Below are 16,617 nucleotides of genomic sequence, written 5' to 3' on the forward strand. Positions count from 1 at the left end.
GAGAACGGAATCACGGCAACCCCACCCCAGGGAGTACCTCCACATGCCCAGAGACCACCGCTGCCCCGACGCCACCTCCGACCTCCCCGCCCTCAGGGAGGCCGCCGCCCGCGTGGCGGCCGAGCTGCGCGACGTGCTCGCGTCGTACGGACTGGACGTGCGCGTGACACCGGAACCGCCGCTGCACGGCCGGGTGTTCGTGTCGATCCTGGACCCGCTGGGCGGGGAGGAGGCGCGGACGCTGGCCGCCGCGCTGCGCGCGTACAAGGCGACGCGGCCGGAGACCCTGAGTCCGCGCGTCGCGGCGGCGAACGCGCGCAGCCGCCGCCGGGACGGCCTGCGGTGAGCGACCGGGCGGCAGGCTACAGGCCGGGGGGCGGCTGCGCGGAGTGCAGGCGGATCAAGGAGCTGTACTACCGCGCCTGGCGGGCAGGTGACCGGGAGGCGGCGGTGGAGCTGACGGCGGAGATGGGCCGCCACCTCCGCCGGTCCCACTGAAGGGGCGAGCGGGCCCTGTGCGCAAGGTGATGCTCCCCGGAGCCGCTCCGGGCCACCGGCGCCCAGCGGACTCCGGCCCGCCCCGGCACCCGGCACCCGGCACCCGGCACGCACCACGCCGCATACCCGCGCCGGGGCGGCCCGCGGCCACCCGATCGAGCGAATGCGGTCACTCACACGAGGGCTGCCCGTCAACAGCCGTGGACCGGAAGTCGTCAGAGTGGGACAACGAGTTCACGAGCCTGGGGGAGCCGAGTTCACCGCGCTCCCCGGCTGGAAGGAGTCGACATGCGCCGTATCGTCGCCGCCGTTTTCGCGGCACTCATCACCGTCTCCCTGGCAGGAATCACGGGATCGGCCACGGCCGCCGCGCCCACGACCGTCACGGCCAACCAGTGCATGCTCGGCGGCGGGGACGTCCGCGCGATCTCGCCCACCGTGAGGGTCTGTGTCGGCGGCATCTACGACGGCCAGCGGGTCGTCGGCTGACCGTCCCCCGGGCCCGCGATCGACGTCTTCGTCGGCGACGGCGGAGACCTCCGCTTCGGCGCCGCCGACGTCTCGTTGGAGAACATCGCCGACGGGCCGTCCGCCCTCGTCCGCTACCGGGACGGCACCGGTTCGACGAAGGTCATCCGCTGTGAGTTCGTCGCCGGATGCGACGGAGACCACGGTGTGAGCAGGACGGCCGTCCCCGAGGAGAGCCTGACCCGGTACTCGCACGCGTACGGGTACTCGTGGCTGACCGTCCTCGCGGAGGTTCCCGCCCGTCACCAGACCCTGATGGCGCTGCACCCGCACGGGTACGCCGGACAGTTCGGCCGCGGCCCGCACGCGAGCCGGTTCTACCTCCAGTGCCCGCCCACCAGCACACTCGCGGAGTGGACCGAGGAAAGAATCTGGGACGAGCTCGAAACCCGCTTCGGGGAACCCACGGCCTCCCGGGGCCCGATCAGCAGCGCACAACTGGTGCCGCTGCGCGCCGTGGTGCACAGCCCGATGAGCCACGGCCGACTGTACCTGCTCGGGGACGCCGCCCACATCGTCCCCCGATGAGCGCGAAGGGCATGAACCTGGCCCTGCACGACGCCGAGGTCTTCGCGAACGCCGTCGTCCACCGCCAGGCCCACGACCGCGACACGTCCCTGCTCGACGCCTACTCCCCGACGTGCCTGCGCCATGTGTGGAACTACCAGGCGTTCGCGGCGTGGTGGACCGGTCTGATCCACAACGCCGGCGACGCGTCCTACCGAGGTGAGTTCCGCCACCGGATCGCCCGCGCGGAGCTCGCCCGCCTCTTCGAACCGGGTACGGCGAACCGCCTGCTGAGCGAGTTCCTCGCCGGGCTGAACCAGCCACCGGGCGGCGTGCGCCGCGCCCGTGCCCGGCCGTTCTCCCGGTTTCCGGGGGCCTTCCCGTCCGGCGCCGGGCGGACGGCCGACGTCATTCCGTCACCACGCGGCCCGGCAAGGCGACGCGGAAGCGCGCGGAGGAGATCGCGGAGAGAGCGCCCCGCCCGGTCGTAGTCCGTACGGCCGTACGGACTACGGCCGGCGTCTGCCGTGATTCCAGACCCCCAACCCATTCTTGATCGCTCGATCCAGAAAGGCTACGGTGGGCGCATGGCGAGGACCCGGGAGTTCGACACCGAGGCGGTGGTGAGCCGCGCGATGGAGCTGTTCTGGACGCGCGGGTACGAGGCGACCTCGGTGCGCGATCTCACCCGGCACCTCGGGATCGGACAGGGGTCCCTGTACGCGGCGTTCGGCGACAAGGACGGCCTGTACCGGGCCGCACTGGAGCACTACCGCACCACCTTCGCGGCGGAGGCCCTGAGCGGGCTCGAAGAGGGCGAGGACGCCCGCTCGGCGATCCGCGCCCTGCTGGTCGAGCGGATCCGGATCGCCGTCGGACACGGCGGGCGGGGCTGCCTGCTGGTCAACGCCGCCACCGAGCGCCTGCCGGAGGACCGGCCGACCCGGCGCGTCGTACGGGATGTGCTCGGCGCCAATCAGGACGCGCTCACCGACCTGCTGCGCGAGGCCGCGGAACGCGGCGAGATCTCGCCGCGGCACGACGCGCACACCCTGGCCGCCTTCCTCGTCACGTTCCTCAACGGGCTTCTCGTCTCCGCGAAGATCACGCCGGACGCCCGCGCCCTGGAACCTCTCGTGGAGGTCGCCCTGACCACGCTCGACTGACTGCCGACCACGCCCGACTGAATTTTTCACGCCCGGCTTTTTCACGCCCGGATTCTGTATCGCACGATCCAGTTAGAGCGGCGGGCGGTCCGGACGGGCCGCCGGAACGGGCCGCGGGCGCGACCGGAACGACGCCGGGCACCCAAGAGACGCCGGGGCACCCAAGACAGGAAAGGCGGAAGAATGATCCTCGACCACCGCAAGGCTCCCGTCCGCACGGGCCGTGCCGCCGTCAACGGGACGAGCCTGCACTACCGGACGGCCGGATCCGGCCCGGCGGTCGTGCTGCTGCACGGCATACCGAAGACCGGCTACCACTGGCGTCACCTCGTCCCCAAGCTGACGCCGCACCACACCGTCGTCGTGCCCGACCTCCGCGGCCTCGGCGACTCCGCCCGTCCCGCGGACGGCTACGACTCCGCGACGATGAGCGACGACATCGCCGCGCTGATGGCCCGCCTCGGGCACGACACCTACAGCGTGATCGGAGAGGACTGGGGCGCCGTGATCGGCTACCAGCTGGCCGCCCGGCACCGCGCCCACGCGCGCGCCCTGGTCTTCGCCGAAGCGCTGTTCCCCGGGTTCGGCTTCGAGGACCACACCGCGCTCACGCGCGAGAACGTCTCGTCCGGCATGCACCTTTGGCACCTGGGCTTCTACTTCCAGCCGGACGTGCCCGAGATGCTCATCGCCGGACACGAACGCGAGCTGATCACTTACATGATCAAGAACGAGCGCAGCCACCCGGACACCGCCACCCCCGACGCGATCGAGGAGTACGTGCGCTGCTACTCCATGCCCGGCGGCATCCGCGCGATGCTGGCCGTCTACCGGGCGATGCTCGTCGACGCCGAACAGAACCGGCAGGCGGCCCGGCACAAGCTGGACATCCCGGTGCTGGCCCTCGGCGGCTCGGCCTTCATCGGCGACCGCAACGAGTCCCAGATGCGGCTGTTCGCCCACGACGTCACCGGCCACGTCTTCGACGCCGGGCACGACCTCGCCGAGGAGGTACCCGACGAGATGGCCGACGTCGTACTGCCCTTCCTGGCCGCGCACGCGTAGCCGGGCGACGGGAGCGCCCCGGGCCGCCGGCGCGGGCGGCACGGGGCCCCGTCTCAGGCCGTCGCGCCGCCCCTGCGGTAGCCGAGGACGGCGAAGGCGGTGAGACCCGCGCTCCACACGAGCAGGACGGCCAGGGCGGTCATGGTCGGGGTGTGGCCGAGGGCGAGGTCGGAGGCGATCTCCTTGTAGCGGTTGACGGGCGTCGCGCCCGAGATCCGGGACAGCCAGTGCGGCAGGTCCGCGGTGTCGATCAAGAGGCCGCCGGCCATGGCGAGCAGCAGGTAGGAGGCCAGTCCCACGGAGTGCGCCTTGGCGCCCTCGACCAGGTAGCCGCAGCCTAGGGCCAGCATGGCGATGGGCACGATGCCCAGCCACAGCACTCCCAGCAGCCCCGCCCACTCGGCGGCGCTCAGGGAGACGCCGTTGACGACGGCGGCCAGCAGCCCGACCGCGAGCACCGGGGGCAGCGCCAGGAACATCGCGCTCACCCCGCGCCCGACCACCACCGTCGCGGCGGGCAGCGGCGTCAGCCGCAACTGCCGCAGCCAGCCGGCCTTCTTGTCCTCCGCGATGCCGCCGGTCGCGGTCATCACCGCGCCGAGGGCACCGAAACCCGCCATCCCGGCCAGGGTCCGCACCTGCTCCGCGTGCGTGGGATGACCGCTGCCCATGTGGCTGAAGAGCAGATACATCACCACCGGGGCGGCAAGGGACATGATCAGGAAACCGCCGTCGCGGACGGTACGGCGCAGTTCCAGACGCAGATAACCGAGCAGCATTACAGAACACTCCCTGCGTGGGTGCCGCCGGTCCCGGAACGGACGCCGCCCGCCCCGGAACGGACGTCACCGGTCTCCGAACGGGTGAGGGCGACGAACGCCTCGTCGAGGCCGCCGCCGGTGACCTCGACGTGGCGCAGCGCGCCGCCCTGGGCCAGGGCCGTGACCGTCAGGTCGGCGTCGTCGGTGGTGAGGTGGACGCGCGCGCCGCGCACCTCCACGCCGGTGACGCCGGGCACCCGCCTGAAGGCGCCCGGCTCCCGGCCGTCGAGGTCGACACTGACCCGCCGGCCGCCGGCCCGCTTCTTCAGCTCGGCGCCGCTGCCGTCGGCCACGACCGTGCCCCGGGAGATGACGACGATCCGCCGGGCGTACTCGTCGGCCTCCTCCAGGTAGTGGGTGGAGAAGAGGAGGGTGTTGCCGCGGGCGGCGTAGGCGGCCATGGCCTGCCAGAGTTCGCGGCGCGCGGTGACGTCCAGGGCGGCGGTCGGCTCGTCGAGCACGATCAGCTCGGGGTCACCGCACAACGCCAGCGCGAAGCGCACCCGTTGGGCCTGCCCGCCGGACAGCTTGTCGACGCGGCGGTCGGCCAGCGCGGTGAGCCGGGCGACGTCCAGGACCTCGCCGAGCGGCATCGGAGCCGGGTAGGTGCCGCGGACGAACGACAGGAGCTCCCGGACGGTGACGCGCGGGATCAGCCCGCCTTCCTGCGGCATCGCGCCCACCAGCCCGGCGCGCACCGCCTCTTCCGGCGCGCGGCCCAGCAGGCTGACGTCCCCGCCGTCCTGGGCCAGCAGCCCGAGCATGAGGGCGATGGTGGTGGACTTCCCGGCGCCGTTGGGGCCGAGCAGGGCGACCGTCTCACCGCGGTCGACGGCCAGGTCGAGGCCCCGGACGGCGTGGACGTCGCCGTAACTCTTGCGCACGGCCGCCAAGTCGACGGCGGTCCCGGCCTGCCTCGGGGCCCGGGGAGGGAGAACTGATGGCGTCATGCCGACGACCCTAGGGATCGCGCCCCCGGCCGCGGCAGATTCGAACCGCCTCTCCCTGACGGGACATTCGTCATCGTGGAGGGGTGATTTCCGTCGGTGCGCGGGGTGCGGTGCCGTGCGGTGCGGTGCGGTAGGTCGATGGTGGTGGGCGACAGTGGCCGTGGGGAAACCCCTGCCGGTGCGTCCTCGTTTCCCCCGTGCTCCTGCTCATGCCCCATGCGCGTGCTCGTGCTCCTGCTCATGCGCGTGCTTGTGCTCATGCGCTGCGTCGGAGGGGCCGGCGCGCCGCGATGACGGTTCCGCTCACGGAGGGCCGAAACCGTCGGCCGTCGTTAGGGTCGTAGGTATGACACTGACGATGCGGGAACGTGAACTGTTTCTGGCCGAGCCTCACATCGGCGCGCTGTCGGTGGCCGAACGCCCGGACCGCGCGCCGCTGACCGTCCCCATCTGGTACCAGTACACGCCGGGTGGCGAACTGTGGATCCGTACCGGGCCCGACTCCCGGAAGGCGAAGGCGATCCGGGCGGCGGGCCGGTTCAGCCTGATGGCGCAACGGACGGATCCGACGGTCCGCTACGTGTCCGTCGAGGGACCGGTGACCAGGATCGAGGAGGACGCCCCCGAGCGCTCCCGGGAGATGGCCGCGCGCTACCTCCCGGCCGACAAGGTCGACGGCTTCGTCGAGTACGACCGGACGCGCCTCGGCGCGCACGTCCTCGTCTTCATGCGCCCCGAACACTGGATCTCCGCCGACCTGGGCGGCTTCTGAGCGACGGCAGCGGCGGCGGCCCGACCTCCCGGCGGTGCGGGCACCGAGCACCATCGCCCCGCACCGCTGTGAGCGAGAGGCCGGCACCCGGCGGTACCCCTCGACACCCGGCCCACCGCCCGCCGTCCGGCCGCCTCGGGTGACCGGCGCACAGGGCCCCGGACGCATCACCCCACCCGCCCGGCAAGAACGCGACACCGGTGGCAACGATGGGGTGGCCGGGCGGTGGCAGGTGGACAGGGGTCACCCGCCGGAACCGATCCCTGCGCCCCACTGGAGGGGACCGGACGGCGGCGCGGCAGGGTGAAAACCCCTGCGACCTGCGGGGATGTGCAGCAAGTCCCCACCGGGCGACCGGCTTTGCGGTCCGCATTACGGTCGATCACGGAGCTTCGGCCACGCTGAGAAGCCTTGACGAAGGACGATCGGGGCCCGTTCCGAACAGGCGGCGGAATCGGACGACGCACGAGTATCACCCAAGGGTTCCAGCACCGCGCGACATTTCGATTCCCGCCGCGTTCCGACCATCGGACCATTTGACCGGTCCGCCGGGTCACCGGTACGACAGCGGTCAGGAGAGACGCTGTCCGGCACCCGGCCGGGCCTCGCCGTCATGGCCGACGGCCGTCATGTGCCGACGGCTGTCATGGCCGACGGCCGTCCCCCGCCCGCCAGGCCGACGGTCGGCTGCCCGCGCCGAGCGGTGCGACGGGCTGCTGTCCCCGCCGCGACGGTTCGCGGTGGGCTGCGGTCCGACGCGTCGGCGCCTCCTGACCGACACGGCCCTTTCCCGTTCCGTCCGCTCAAGTGGAGGTATGTCGTCAATGGCGTTGCGCACAAGGGAGTTGCTGGGAGCGTTGGTGGTGGCCGCGGCGAGCCTCGCGGCACTTCCCGAGGCCGCGGGCGCGGACGCCGCGCTCCCTCCGCCCGTAGTGATCACCACTCCGGTGGAACTGGAGAAAGTGCACATTCCCATGGAAGCGAAGCACGCGATGGTGACCGTCTGGGGTGCGGGCGGGGGCGGGGGCGGCGGAGCCGGCGGCCAAGGTGGAGGCGGCGGGGGCGGAGGCGGTAACGGCTCCATCGCCGCCGGAGCTCTCGCCGGCGGCGGGGGAGGCGCCGGTGGAAACGGGGCCAGCGGCGGGGGAGGCAGCGGAGGAGCCAGTGGTGGCATGGTCAGCTGCCGGATCCCCGTACCCCCGGGTGACTACTTCACCGTCCAGGTCGGACGAGGGGGCGCGGGCGGCGGGGGTGGCAGCGGCCATGGCGAAGGCGGCCTTGCGGGAGGTCCCCATTCCGACGGCGGAGCCGGGCACGGCAACGCCGCGGGCTCCGACGGCAAGCCCGGAGGGGCCACCTCGGTCGGCATCCTGGCGCCTTGGCTCCTGGCGTACGGCGGCAGGGGCGGGGAGAAGGCCACGGCGAACGACGGGGTCGCGGGCGGAGGCCGGGGCGCCTACCGCGGAACCTTCGGCGGTTACGGAGGCGCCGGCGGGACGGGCGGTCCCGAGCACAGCCACGGCGGCCACGCCACCGCCGTCCGCGAGCCGAGCTCCTGCGCGGGGGCCGCTTCCGGCTCGGGCGGAAACGGCGGCGGAGCGGGCGGCGACGGGCACGAGGGCAGGGAGGGGCACGGCGGTGCCCCCGGATCCCTCTCGTCCGGTGGCCACGGCGGCCTGGAGCGCCAGTCCAACAGGATCGTCGGCAAGGGAGGTACGGGCGGGGAAGCGGTCGCACGCGCCCAACGCCGCTTCGGCGCGGGCGGTGACGGAGGCCACGGAGGCGAGGGAGGCGCCGGGGGCCGCGGAGGCGACGGCTCGGTCCTCTACGGCAGCGCCGGAATGCTCGGTCTGCACGGGGGCCCCGGGCAGCGTGGCTCGGACGGTCAGGACGGGGCCGTCGTGATCGTGTGGCAGAAGTGACCCCGCGAGGCCGCTGACCCCTGCCGCGCGGCCCGACGGGGGGGTGGGGGCTGGACGGTCGGCGCGCCACGGGCGGCCGCCGGGCGACGGCAGCGCGGTCCCCCGGCCCGCCAACACCGCGCTCGGGAACCGCTATTGGGTGACGGAGACGTTCCCACCCTGCGTGGCCACCTTGATCCGGTGCGGGGCACCGGCGGTCGAGGGGACGGTGACCTTCCGGTTGCCGCCCGCCGTGGTCGCGTCCACCGCGTAACTCCCCTTGGGCACCCGCACGGTGACGTTGCCGCCCTGCGTCCGGCCTTCGACCGCGTCGGGCACGGCCGTGAAGGAGGCCGTCACATCCCCGCCCCGGGTGAACGCGCGGACCGAACGGGACGCGGAGTCCTCGACGTGGATGTCCCCACCACTGGTATCGGCATCGATGCCGCCGGACGTCCCGTCGACGGTGATGTCGCCGCCGGCGGTCTTGAGCTCGACGGCGACGGTGGGCGGCGCGAGTACGGTGAGGTGCACCGTACACCGGTGCGAGGAGCCGCAGTCCGCCTTCTTCACCACGAACCGCCCGTCCGTCAGGCTGTGTTCGGGGTTCGGCTTCGGCCCGCTGTACTCGTACCGCTCGGTCACCTGCACCTTGTCCGCCCCCTCGGCGAGCGGACGCACCTTGATGTCCCCGCCGAGCGTCTGGGCGTCGATCACCGTGACCTTCCCCCGCACGGTATACGTACGCTCCGCCTTCTTCGTCGGACCATCGGTCAGCGAACACCCCGTCACCAACAGGGCGGCACTCAGGGCGCCCCCGGAAAGGGCGAGAACGGAGAGGCGGTTGCGGAACATGGGGTACGGGCTCCAGGTACGGGCGGGTGAGGCCGGAGAGGCACGACGGCGGACGGCACACCCGGCGGGAAAGGTCCCCCTCCCAACGCCCGGCGCGCCCCACCACTCTCCCCCGCCACACGTCGCCGAGTCGTCGGCACAGGGGATGATCCCTGCCGCCCGATTCCCTAGGGGACCGGGTCATCCGCCCGCCCGGGCGTCCCTCCGGTCGAGGGCCACAAGGGCGACCAGGAGGACCAGCAACACCACCGCGCACCCGACAACCGCAGGCCACCGGGCGAACGCCGCACAGACCACCACGACCAGCACCTGCATGACCAGCGCGGCCCGCACGGCTCGCGGGGCCCGCGCACCGCGCAGAAGACCGCGCACCATGAACGCCCCGCACCACAGCGACACCACCGTGAGCAAGGCACCGAAACACACCGGCCCCCACACCGTGCCCGTACCGGGCCTGTCGTCCACGGGACCGAAGCCGTCCGAGAAGAACGGGAAGAAGAAAAAGCAGTAGAAGCCCCCTGCCAGCAACTGCCCGGCCAACAGGGGCGCCGCCACGTGCAGCAGAATGCGGTATACGCGGCCCATCGCCTCAGTACCGCAGGTAGTGCAGAGTGCCCTCGTTCACCGCGAGCAGACACCATCCGACGGCATGCGAGGAAGCCTCCTTGTAACTCATCCCGGCATCCCGCGCATACTGCCCGAAGTAACGGCCCCAGGAGTTGTTGAAGTAGTCCATCCTGTGGTGCCTCTCGGCTTCCTCGTTGCTCATGTTGGACGGTTTCGGCCCCTTCTCGTGCCGGTCGCCGAAGCCCTTCGCCGTCCTGGATCCCATCTCGTACGCCATGAGGACGTTCCAGGAGCAATGGCGATAGGCGTCGACCTTGCCGCCGTTCCCATGACTACCGGGCCACATCCCGCCCGACTGCTTCTCGGCATTCGCCTTTGATTCCGCAGTTTTGGAGGCCAAGTACGCCTTGGAACAAATGGCATTGCGGCTGGGCCACTTGCAGAAGTCGAACTCTGCGTCGTTCATTCCGCCGCTGTATCCGCCGTAGGCCTTCGTGTCGATGGCCCAGTCGGGGGTGACGGCCATACCAGCCACTTCATCGGCCGTGCGCGGCTGTTCCCCGCTCTGCACCACTTCCCCGGGGATGAACTTCTCAGTGGCCGCGTTTTTGGCTGCTGTGCCCACCTCGTCGGAAAGCGCGCTCGTCCCCCCGAACAAGGTGATGCCGCGCGCAGTGGCGCTGTGATCGGTCGCAAACCACCCCGATCCTCGCTCAAGCCTGTCCGGCGGATTGAGCAGAGTCGGCATCCCCACGGTGGCCGCGTAGGCGCCACCGGCCAGACCGTCACGGAAACCCGCAGTCGAGGCCAAGGAAACCCGAGCGGGGTCGGGCATGAACTTGTCGGCGATGAAGGCACTCGTCTCGACGGCGTTCTTGCCCACTACCGCACCTGCTGTACTGGGGTAGGACTTGCTCGCCGGTCCGCCCACGGCCGTCTTGGTGACGTTCTCCGGCAAGGTGTCCAGCCACTGCTTGACCGAGTCGTCCAGGCGATCGTCATCGCTGAGAACCAGGGCACCATCGACCGCGGCCACCGCGCCGGCCGCGCTCAGCGGGTCTTTCCAGTCGTTCGCCGAAGCGATGACGACGTGCCGAGGAGTCCGCACTCCGTCCCGCGCGACGGCAAGCGATGTCGCCACCGCATTGCTGCCGGCGTACCTCTTCGTGGCATATCCGGCCGTACGGAGGGACTGCTCGATCTCCGCGCCGATGACGGACGTGCCGCCCGTCAGGTAAACCGTCTTCCCCTGTGGAAGAATGCGCTTGATCTCTTCGGACACCTGCGGATCCAGGGACGCCCCCCGGGTGATCAGCAGAGGGCCTTTCTTCGCCTTGGCCAGGGGAATGGCCGAGACACCGTCCTTGTAACCGTCGAACTGAGTCAACACAACGGATTCCGCTGCGTTTCCGCCGTTTTCCGAAACTCCCTTCCAGTGCTCCCGGGAAATCTTGACAGCAGTGTCTATCGAGTTGCTTCCGGCGATTCTCGTCAACGCAACAGACGCACCCGTCCCGGTGGCATTGGCAGGGCCCCCATCACCCACCGCCATGGCCGGACTCAAGGAAGCCAGCAGAAGAGAGACCGGCATCGCCAGGACCACAGGGAGTCTGGCAGACCTCATACACACACCCCGAAAAGATTGACAGCTCGAAACGAAGAGAGCAAAGAAAAGTTAAAGCAAGCGCATGCTTCAGGCAATGCCTCTTCCGCCGCCATCAACAACCCCCAATGGACAAAAGCCCATCAAAGACGACAAGACGTTCCGTGATCTTCGGCACACGTCAAGTGAGATCGGGCCGGTTCATGTCGTCACCCACACCGACCGCCGTGGAACCCGGCCACGCGCGTATCGCGCGCGGGGCGGGAACCGCAGGGCCCGGACCTCATGCGGAACGCGCCGCGAAGCGGCTCCCTACACTGGCGGGCATGGCATCCCGCATCAGTGAGCTGGTCATCGACGCCGCCGACGCCGAGCGGCTCGCCGCGTTCTGGAGCGAGGTTCTCGGCTACGTGGAGGTCGAGCGGGAGGACGACGGAAGCATCGCGATCGGGCCGGCCGGTGTCGGGTTCGGTGGTCCGCAGCCGATTCTCGTGATCAGCCCCAGCGCGGACCCGCGACCCGGGAAACTCAGGCTGCACATCGACGTCAGCCCCACCGACCGCGACCACGACGCCGAGTTGGAGCGGCTGCTCGCCCTCGGGGCCAGGCCCGTCGACGTCGGGCAGACCGGCGGCGAGAGCTGGCACGTCCTCGCCGACCCGGAAGGGAACGAGTTCTGCCTCCTGCGCAGCCGGATCCAGCCCCTCTGACCGCATCCCAAGGAAAGACCAACGCTGACGATGACCCCGCCCGTCACCCCCGCCCCCTGGACCACCCGCCCCGAGACCGCCGCCGACATCCCCGCCGTCCGCGCCGTCGAACTCGCCGCGTTCCCCACCCCGTCGGAGGCGGACCTGGTCGACGCGCTGCGTGCCGACCCCGCCTGGATCCCCGGGCTGTCCCTGGTGGCCGAGGACCCGGACGGCACGCTCGTCGCGCACGCGCTGCTGACGCGGTGTCACATCGGCGAGGAGCCGGCGCTCTGCCTCGCCCCCGTCGCCGTTCTGCCCGCCCGCCAGCGGACGGGTGCCGGTTCGGCGGTCGTCCGGGCGGCCCTCGACGCGGCGCGGGCGCGCGGCGAGCACGCCGTCACGGTGCTCGGGCACCCGGACTACTACCCGCGCTTCGGCTTCGGCCGGGCGTCCGCGCACGGCGTCCTGCCCGCCTTCGAAGTGCCGGACGAGGCGATAATGGTGCTGGCCCTCGACGCGGACCGGCCGCTGCCGGCGGGCCGGATCCGTTACGCGGCCCCTTTCGGCACCTGACCGGGCCCGGGCCGGTGTCCGGCACGACCGCCGCCGCGCGCCGTCCCGCCCTTTCACCGTTTCTCGCGGGGGCTACGTCCCCGCGCCTCCCCGGGGACGGGCCGTTCAGCCCGTCCGGCGTTTGAGGACAAGGGGGTCTGGGGGCTCGCCCCCAGGAAGCAGCGAAGGGGTGGGACCGGGGCACAACCAGCCGCTAGCCCCGCGACCGCGCCTTGAACGCCGCCTTCCGCGCCGCCTTGGCGACCCGCTTCTCCGGGTGCAGCCGCCCCATCGCCTCCAGCACATCCGCCGTGGCGGGGTGCTCGACCCGCCAAGCGGAGTCGAAGAACCCGCTGTGCTGCCCCACCAGCCCGATCACCAGCTCCCGCAGCTCCTCGGAGTCCCCCTCCGAGGCGAGCTGCGCGGCGATCGTGTCGATGGTGAGCCAGAAGACCATCGTCTCGCCGGGCTCGGGAATGTCCGTCGCGCCGCGTTCGGCGAGCCAGACGCGGGCGAGGCCGCCGAGCCGCGGATCGTCGAGGACCTCGCGGAACGCGGGCTCGGCGTCGAGGGGGACCAGGGTCAGGGCCTGCTGGCAGGCGAGCCGGCGCAGCGGGGCGTCCTCGTCGTCGCCGCGGGCGGCGGCGAGCAGTTCGCGGGCGGCGGTCAGGGCGTCGCGGCGGGCGAGCCAGAGTTCGGTCTCGGCGCGGGCGGCGGGCCGGGGGTGGTGCGGGAGGGCGGCGAGGAGCGCGGCGGCGTCCTTCTCGGCGAGGTCGCCGACGGCCGGGGCGTCGACGCCCGCCTCCAGCATCCGGGTGCGGACGGCGAAGACGCCGAGCGGGGTGAGGGAGACCATGCCGTACCGGGTGACGTCCTCCTCCTCGGGCGCGTCGGAGGTGACGCCGTCGACGGACTCGCGGATGTGGCCCTCGCCGTCGACCTCCTCGATCAGGGCCTCGTCGACGGGCTGGTACGCGATGAGGCCGGTCGGGGCGAGCATCCGGAACTGGTCGTCCAGGCGCATCATCGCGTCGGAGACCTCTTCGAGGACGGCGTCGGTGGGCTCGTCCATGTCGTCCGGGACGATCAGGGAGGCGGCGAGCGCCGGGAGCGGGACGGGCCGCCGGGCGACGGCGTCGTCGTCGGAGTCGAGCGCCGTCAGCAGGTAGAGGTTGCCGAGGACGCCGTCGAGGAAGTCGGCCTCCTCCTCGGGGTTCCAGTCGATGGCGTCGAGGTCCAGGTCGCCGCCGTCGGCGAGCTGGTCGACGATGTCGCCGAGGTCCGGGGCCGCCGCGTCGGCGAGGACGGTCTCCAGGCCGCCGAGCCACAGGTCGAGGACGTCCTGCGGGCTGCCGGAGGTGAGCGTGGCCAGTTCCTCGCCGGCGACGGCGATGCCGCTGGGTTCGTCCGAGGACGGCTCGGCAGCCGCTCCGCCCTCCTCCGCGTGCTCACTCTCCGCGTGCTCGCTGAACTCGACCAGCCCCGTGTCCAGCGCGAGCTGCCACGCCTCGGCCGTGTACGCCGGGCCGTCCTCGTCGCCGTCGAGCCCGAGCAGCCCGGTGGCGGTGCGCAGCTGGTCCGCGAGCAGTTCGCCGCCCGCGCCGACCGGGGTGCCCTCGCCGGCCCAGCGGGCCAGTCGGGCGGCGCGGGCGAACAGCGGCGCGGAGAGCGCGTCGCGCGCGAGCTCCGCGTCGGGGAGGAGCCGCACCGGCGGCATGGTCGGGCGGTCTGCGGGCATCAGGGGGGTCATCTCCTCGGGGTGACGGCACGGGACGTGCCGGAGTGCGGGCGTGACGGAGGTCATGACCGGAGGCCATGGCCGGGAACGGCGTGGCCTCGGCCACCCGCCCGCGGCGGCGAGCGCGCGGGGATCACCGACGGCGCACGTACCGCCCCAGCGTAGACGGCTTTCCGGGCGCGCCGCCCGGTTCACCTGCCCTTAAGGGGCCGGACACCGACAGAACCTTGACAACTGACGTGTTCACGACCGAAATTGACGCGCGTAGAAGTCGGTGCGGCGGGGGAACGGGCGGAATACCCGCTTCCGTCCGCGGTCGCCGACTCCTCCTCCCACCCCTCACACAAGCCTCCGGAGGCTTCTCGTGCCCAGCAGTCGGCACCGCACCAGCCACACCCGGCGTACCGGCCGTACCGGTAGCACCGGCCAGACCGGCCGCACCGCCCTCACCCGCCGCCTCGGCCGCGCGTACGTCACCACCGGCACCCTCGTCACCGCCGCCCTCGCGGCCGGCCTGCTCACCGCGCCCACCGCGGGCGCCACGGGCTCAGCAGGCACGGCGGGCGCCACCGGAGGGACCCGGATCCACGACATCCAGGGCACCACACGCGTCTCCCCGCTGGCCGGGAAGCGGGTGTCCGAGGTGCCGGGCGTGGTCACGGCGGTCCGCGCCTTCGGCTCCGCCCGCGGCTTCTGGTTCCAGGACCCGCACCCGGACCGGGACCCGGCCACCAGCGAAGGCGTTTTCGTCTTCACGGGTGCGACGACTCCGTCGGTCGCGGTCGGCGACGCGGTGCTCGTCTCGGCCACGGTCGGCGAGTACTACCCGGGCGGCGAGGCGGCCGGGCTGCAGTCGGTCACCCAGCTCACCAAGGCGACCTGGACCGTCGCCTCCTCGGGCAACCCCCTGCCCGCCGCCGTCGAGCTCAACGCCCGTACGCTGCCGACCCGTTACGCGCCGACGCCCCGCGACGGCAGCGGCGGCTCGATCGAGAAGCTCCGGCTGGACCCGGGCCGCTACGCGCTCGACCGCTTCGAGTCGCTGGAGGGCATGCGCGTCGCGGTCAGGAACGCGCCGGTCACCGGTGCCACCAGCAGCCACAAGGACCTCTGGGTCACCGCCGACCCCAGCCACCACCGCACCGCGCGCGGCGGCGTCCTCTACAGCTCGTACGCCGACCCCAACGCGGCCCGGGTGAAGATCTCCTCGCTGATCCCGTTCGCACAGCACCCGTTCCCGGTCGCGAACGTGGGCGACGAACTGACCGGCACCACCGCCGGCCCGCTGGACTACGACAACTACGGCGGCTACACCCTTCAGGCCACCGAACTCGGCACGCTCGCCGACCGGGGGCTGAAGCGCGAGACCACGCGCCGGCAGCGGGACGGCGAACTCGCCGTCGCCACGTACAACGTCGAGAACCTCTCCCCCAAGAACCCGCGGGAGAAGTTCGACCGGCTCGCCTCCGCCCTGGTGACCAACCTCGCCGCGCCCGACATCGTCGCCCTGGAGGAGGTCCAGGACGACAACGGCACCACCGACGACGGGACCGTCGACGCGAGCGCGACGCTGAAGAAGCTGACCGACGCCGTCGCGAAGGCGGGCGGGCCGCGGTACGAGTGGCGGCAGATCGACCCCGTGGACGGCAAGGACGGCGGCCAGCCCGGCGGCAACATACGCACCGCCTTCCTCTTCAACCCCGCCCGGGTGAGCTTCACGGACATCGCGGGCGGCGGCTCCACGACCCCGGTCGGCGTCGTCCGCGACCACGGCAAGGCCGCCCTGACCGCCTCCCCCGGCCGCGTCGACCCGGCCAACGCCGCGTGGGAGAACAGCCGCAAGCCGCTGGCCGGCCAGTTCACCTTCCGCGGCGAGCGGGTCTTCGTGATCGCCAACCACTTCAACTCCAAGGGCGGCGACCAGGGCGTCGACAGCCGCTTCCAGCCGCCCGCCCGCACCTCCGAGGTGCAACGCGGCAAGCAGGCCGCGGTCGTCAACGCCTTCGTCAAGCGGATCCTCGCCGCGGACCGCAAGGCCAACGTGATCGTCGCGGGCGACCTCAACGACTACCAGTTCTCCCCCGCGCTCCGCACCCTCACCTCCGGCAAGGTGCTGACGGACCAGGTGGGCCTGCTGCCCGCGAAGGAACGGTACGGCTACGTCTACCAGGGCAACTCCCAGGTGCTGGACCACATCCTGACCAGCCCGGCCATGAGCGGGAAGGCGGGCGGGAAGGCTTGGCGGACCGGCCGGACGGACTACGACATCGTCCACATCAACGCCGAGTTCGCCGACCAGGCGAGCGACCACGACCCGCAGGTACTGCGCTGGACGCCGTGAGGCCAACCCCTTCTTTAAGGGGTGCTGAAACGTAGCGATAGCAACTGTCCATGGACCGTAC

Annotated in this window: 18 protein-coding genes; 12 read left to right on the plus strand and 6 right to left on the minus strand. The window is 72.0% G+C overall.

Annotated features, from left to right (window positions below; all coding sequences use genetic code 11):
- Nucleotides 1–43: 43 nt before the first annotated feature.
- The 7 genes from ACQEVS_RS07515 to ACQEVS_RS07545 all read left to right on the plus strand — a co-directional run bounded on the left by ACQEVS_RS07515 (nt 44) and on the right by ACQEVS_RS07545 (nt 3,764).
- Nucleotides 44–346 carry a hypothetical protein gene (locus ACQEVS_RS07515; RefSeq protein WP_433016923.1) on the plus strand — a complete coding sequence of 101 codons (303 nt, stop codon included), beginning with the start codon at nt 44–46 and terminating at the stop codon, nt 344–346.
- Nucleotides 343–498 (plus strand): hypothetical protein, encoded by a 156-nt coding sequence (locus ACQEVS_RS07520; protein ID WP_433016926.1) that lies wholly within the window; start codon nt 343–345, stop codon nt 496–498. Before ACQEVS_RS07515 ends, ACQEVS_RS07520 begins: the two co-directional genes overlap by 4 nt.
- Before the next feature lie 288 nt (nt 499–786).
- Nucleotides 787–987, plus strand: a complete 201-nt coding sequence (locus tag ACQEVS_RS07525; protein ID WP_433016929.1) for a hypothetical protein — start codon at nt 787–789, stop codon at nt 985–987.
- A 75-nt stretch (nt 988–1,062) separates the two neighbouring features.
- A complete protein-coding gene (locus ACQEVS_RS07530; protein ID WP_433016932.1) occupies nt 1,063–1,554 on the plus strand; it encodes an FAD-dependent monooxygenase in 492 nt (163 codons plus the stop codon).
- Nucleotides 1,551–2,024 (plus strand): hypothetical protein, encoded by a 474-nt coding sequence (locus ACQEVS_RS07535; RefSeq protein ID WP_433016935.1) that lies wholly within the window; start codon nt 1,551–1,553, stop codon nt 2,022–2,024. The genes ACQEVS_RS07530 and ACQEVS_RS07535 overlap by 4 nt, the downstream gene beginning before the upstream one ends.
- 96 nt (nt 2,025–2,120) lie before the next feature.
- On the plus strand, nt 2,121–2,699 hold the full coding sequence (locus ACQEVS_RS07540; RefSeq protein ID WP_433016938.1) for a TetR/AcrR family transcriptional regulator: 579 nt from the start codon (nt 2,121–2,123) through the stop codon (nt 2,697–2,699).
- 183 nt (nt 2,700–2,882) lie between these two features.
- On the plus strand, nt 2,883–3,764 hold the full coding sequence (locus ACQEVS_RS07545; protein WP_433016941.1) for an alpha/beta fold hydrolase: 882 nt from the start codon (nt 2,883–2,885) through the stop codon (nt 3,762–3,764).
- A 53-nt stretch (nt 3,765–3,817) separates the two neighbouring features.
- On the opposite strand, the gene ACQEVS_RS07550 is transcribed toward ACQEVS_RS07545, so the two are convergent.
- Both ACQEVS_RS07550 and ACQEVS_RS07555 read right to left on the minus strand, forming a co-directional pair.
- Nucleotides 3,818–4,543, minus strand: a complete 726-nt coding sequence (locus ACQEVS_RS07550) for an ABC transporter permease (RefSeq protein WP_433016944.1) — start codon at nt 4,541–4,543, stop codon at nt 3,818–3,820.
- Nucleotides 4,543–5,535 carry an ABC transporter ATP-binding protein gene (locus ACQEVS_RS07555; RefSeq protein ID WP_433016947.1) on the minus strand — a complete coding sequence of 331 codons (993 nt, stop codon included), beginning with the start codon at nt 5,533–5,535 and terminating at the stop codon, nt 4,543–4,545. The genes ACQEVS_RS07550 and ACQEVS_RS07555 overlap by 1 nt, the downstream gene beginning before the upstream one ends.
- Before the next feature lie 346 nt (nt 5,536–5,881).
- Here ACQEVS_RS07555 and ACQEVS_RS07560 point away from each other — a divergent pair, with 346 nt between their 5' ends.
- Together ACQEVS_RS07560 and ACQEVS_RS07565 are read left to right on the plus strand one after the other, a co-directional pair.
- Nucleotides 5,882–6,307, plus strand: coding sequence for a pyridoxamine 5'-phosphate oxidase family protein (locus tag ACQEVS_RS07560; RefSeq protein ID WP_433016950.1), 426 nt, complete (start codon nt 5,882–5,884; stop codon nt 6,305–6,307).
- Nucleotides 6,308–7,131: 824 nt separating this feature from the next.
- Nucleotides 7,132–8,229, plus strand: a complete 1,098-nt coding sequence (locus ACQEVS_RS07565) for a hypothetical protein (protein WP_433016953.1) — start codon at nt 7,132–7,134, stop codon at nt 8,227–8,229.
- 132 nt (nt 8,230–8,361) lie between these two features.
- Here the strand turns inward: ACQEVS_RS07565 and ACQEVS_RS07570 are convergent, their stop codons facing one another.
- From ACQEVS_RS07570 to ACQEVS_RS07580, 3 genes are all read right to left on the minus strand, one after another.
- Nucleotides 8,362–9,063, minus strand: coding sequence for a DUF4097 family beta strand repeat-containing protein (locus ACQEVS_RS07570; RefSeq protein WP_433016956.1), 702 nt, complete (start codon nt 9,061–9,063; stop codon nt 8,362–8,364).
- Nucleotides 9,064–9,243: 180 nt separating this feature from the next.
- A complete protein-coding gene (locus ACQEVS_RS07575) occupies nt 9,244–9,648 on the minus strand; it encodes a hypothetical protein (RefSeq protein ID WP_433016963.1) in 405 nt (134 codons plus the stop codon).
- A 4-nt stretch (nt 9,649–9,652) separates the two neighbouring features.
- A complete protein-coding gene (locus ACQEVS_RS07580) occupies nt 9,653–11,221 on the minus strand; it encodes a cell wall-binding repeat-containing protein (RefSeq protein ID WP_433016966.1) in 1,569 nt (522 codons plus the stop codon).
- Between the two features lie 338 nt (nt 11,222–11,559).
- Here ACQEVS_RS07580 and ACQEVS_RS07585 point away from each other — a divergent pair, with 338 nt between their 5' ends.
- Nucleotides 11,560–11,943, plus strand: coding sequence for a VOC family protein (locus ACQEVS_RS07585; protein ID WP_433016969.1), 384 nt, complete (start codon nt 11,560–11,562; stop codon nt 11,941–11,943).
- Between the two features lie 30 nt (nt 11,944–11,973).
- The gene (locus tag ACQEVS_RS07590; protein WP_433016972.1) at nt 11,974–12,498 is read left to right on the plus strand and encodes a GNAT family N-acetyltransferase; all 525 of its coding nucleotides are present in this window, start codon (nt 11,974–11,976) and stop codon (nt 12,496–12,498) included.
- Nucleotides 12,499–12,691: 193 nt separating this feature from the next.
- Here the strand turns inward: ACQEVS_RS07590 and ACQEVS_RS07595 are convergent, their stop codons facing one another.
- Nucleotides 12,692–14,215 carry a hypothetical protein gene (locus ACQEVS_RS07595; protein ID WP_433016975.1) on the minus strand — a complete coding sequence of 508 codons (1,524 nt, stop codon included), beginning with the start codon at nt 14,213–14,215 and terminating at the stop codon, nt 12,692–12,694.
- Nucleotides 14,216–14,579: 364 nt separating this feature from the next.
- On the opposite strand from ACQEVS_RS07595, the gene ACQEVS_RS07600 reads away from it, so the two are divergent.
- Entirely contained in the window at nt 14,580–16,556 is a 1,977-nt protein-coding gene (locus ACQEVS_RS07600; protein WP_433016978.1) for an endonuclease/exonuclease/phosphatase family protein, read from the plus strand.
- Nucleotides 16,557–16,617 lie beyond the last annotated feature (61 nt).

The sequence above is a fragment of the Streptomyces sp. CA-181903 genome (assembly GCF_050937075.1).
Taxonomy (GTDB): Bacteria; Actinomycetota; Actinomycetes; order Streptomycetales; family Streptomycetaceae; genus Streptomyces.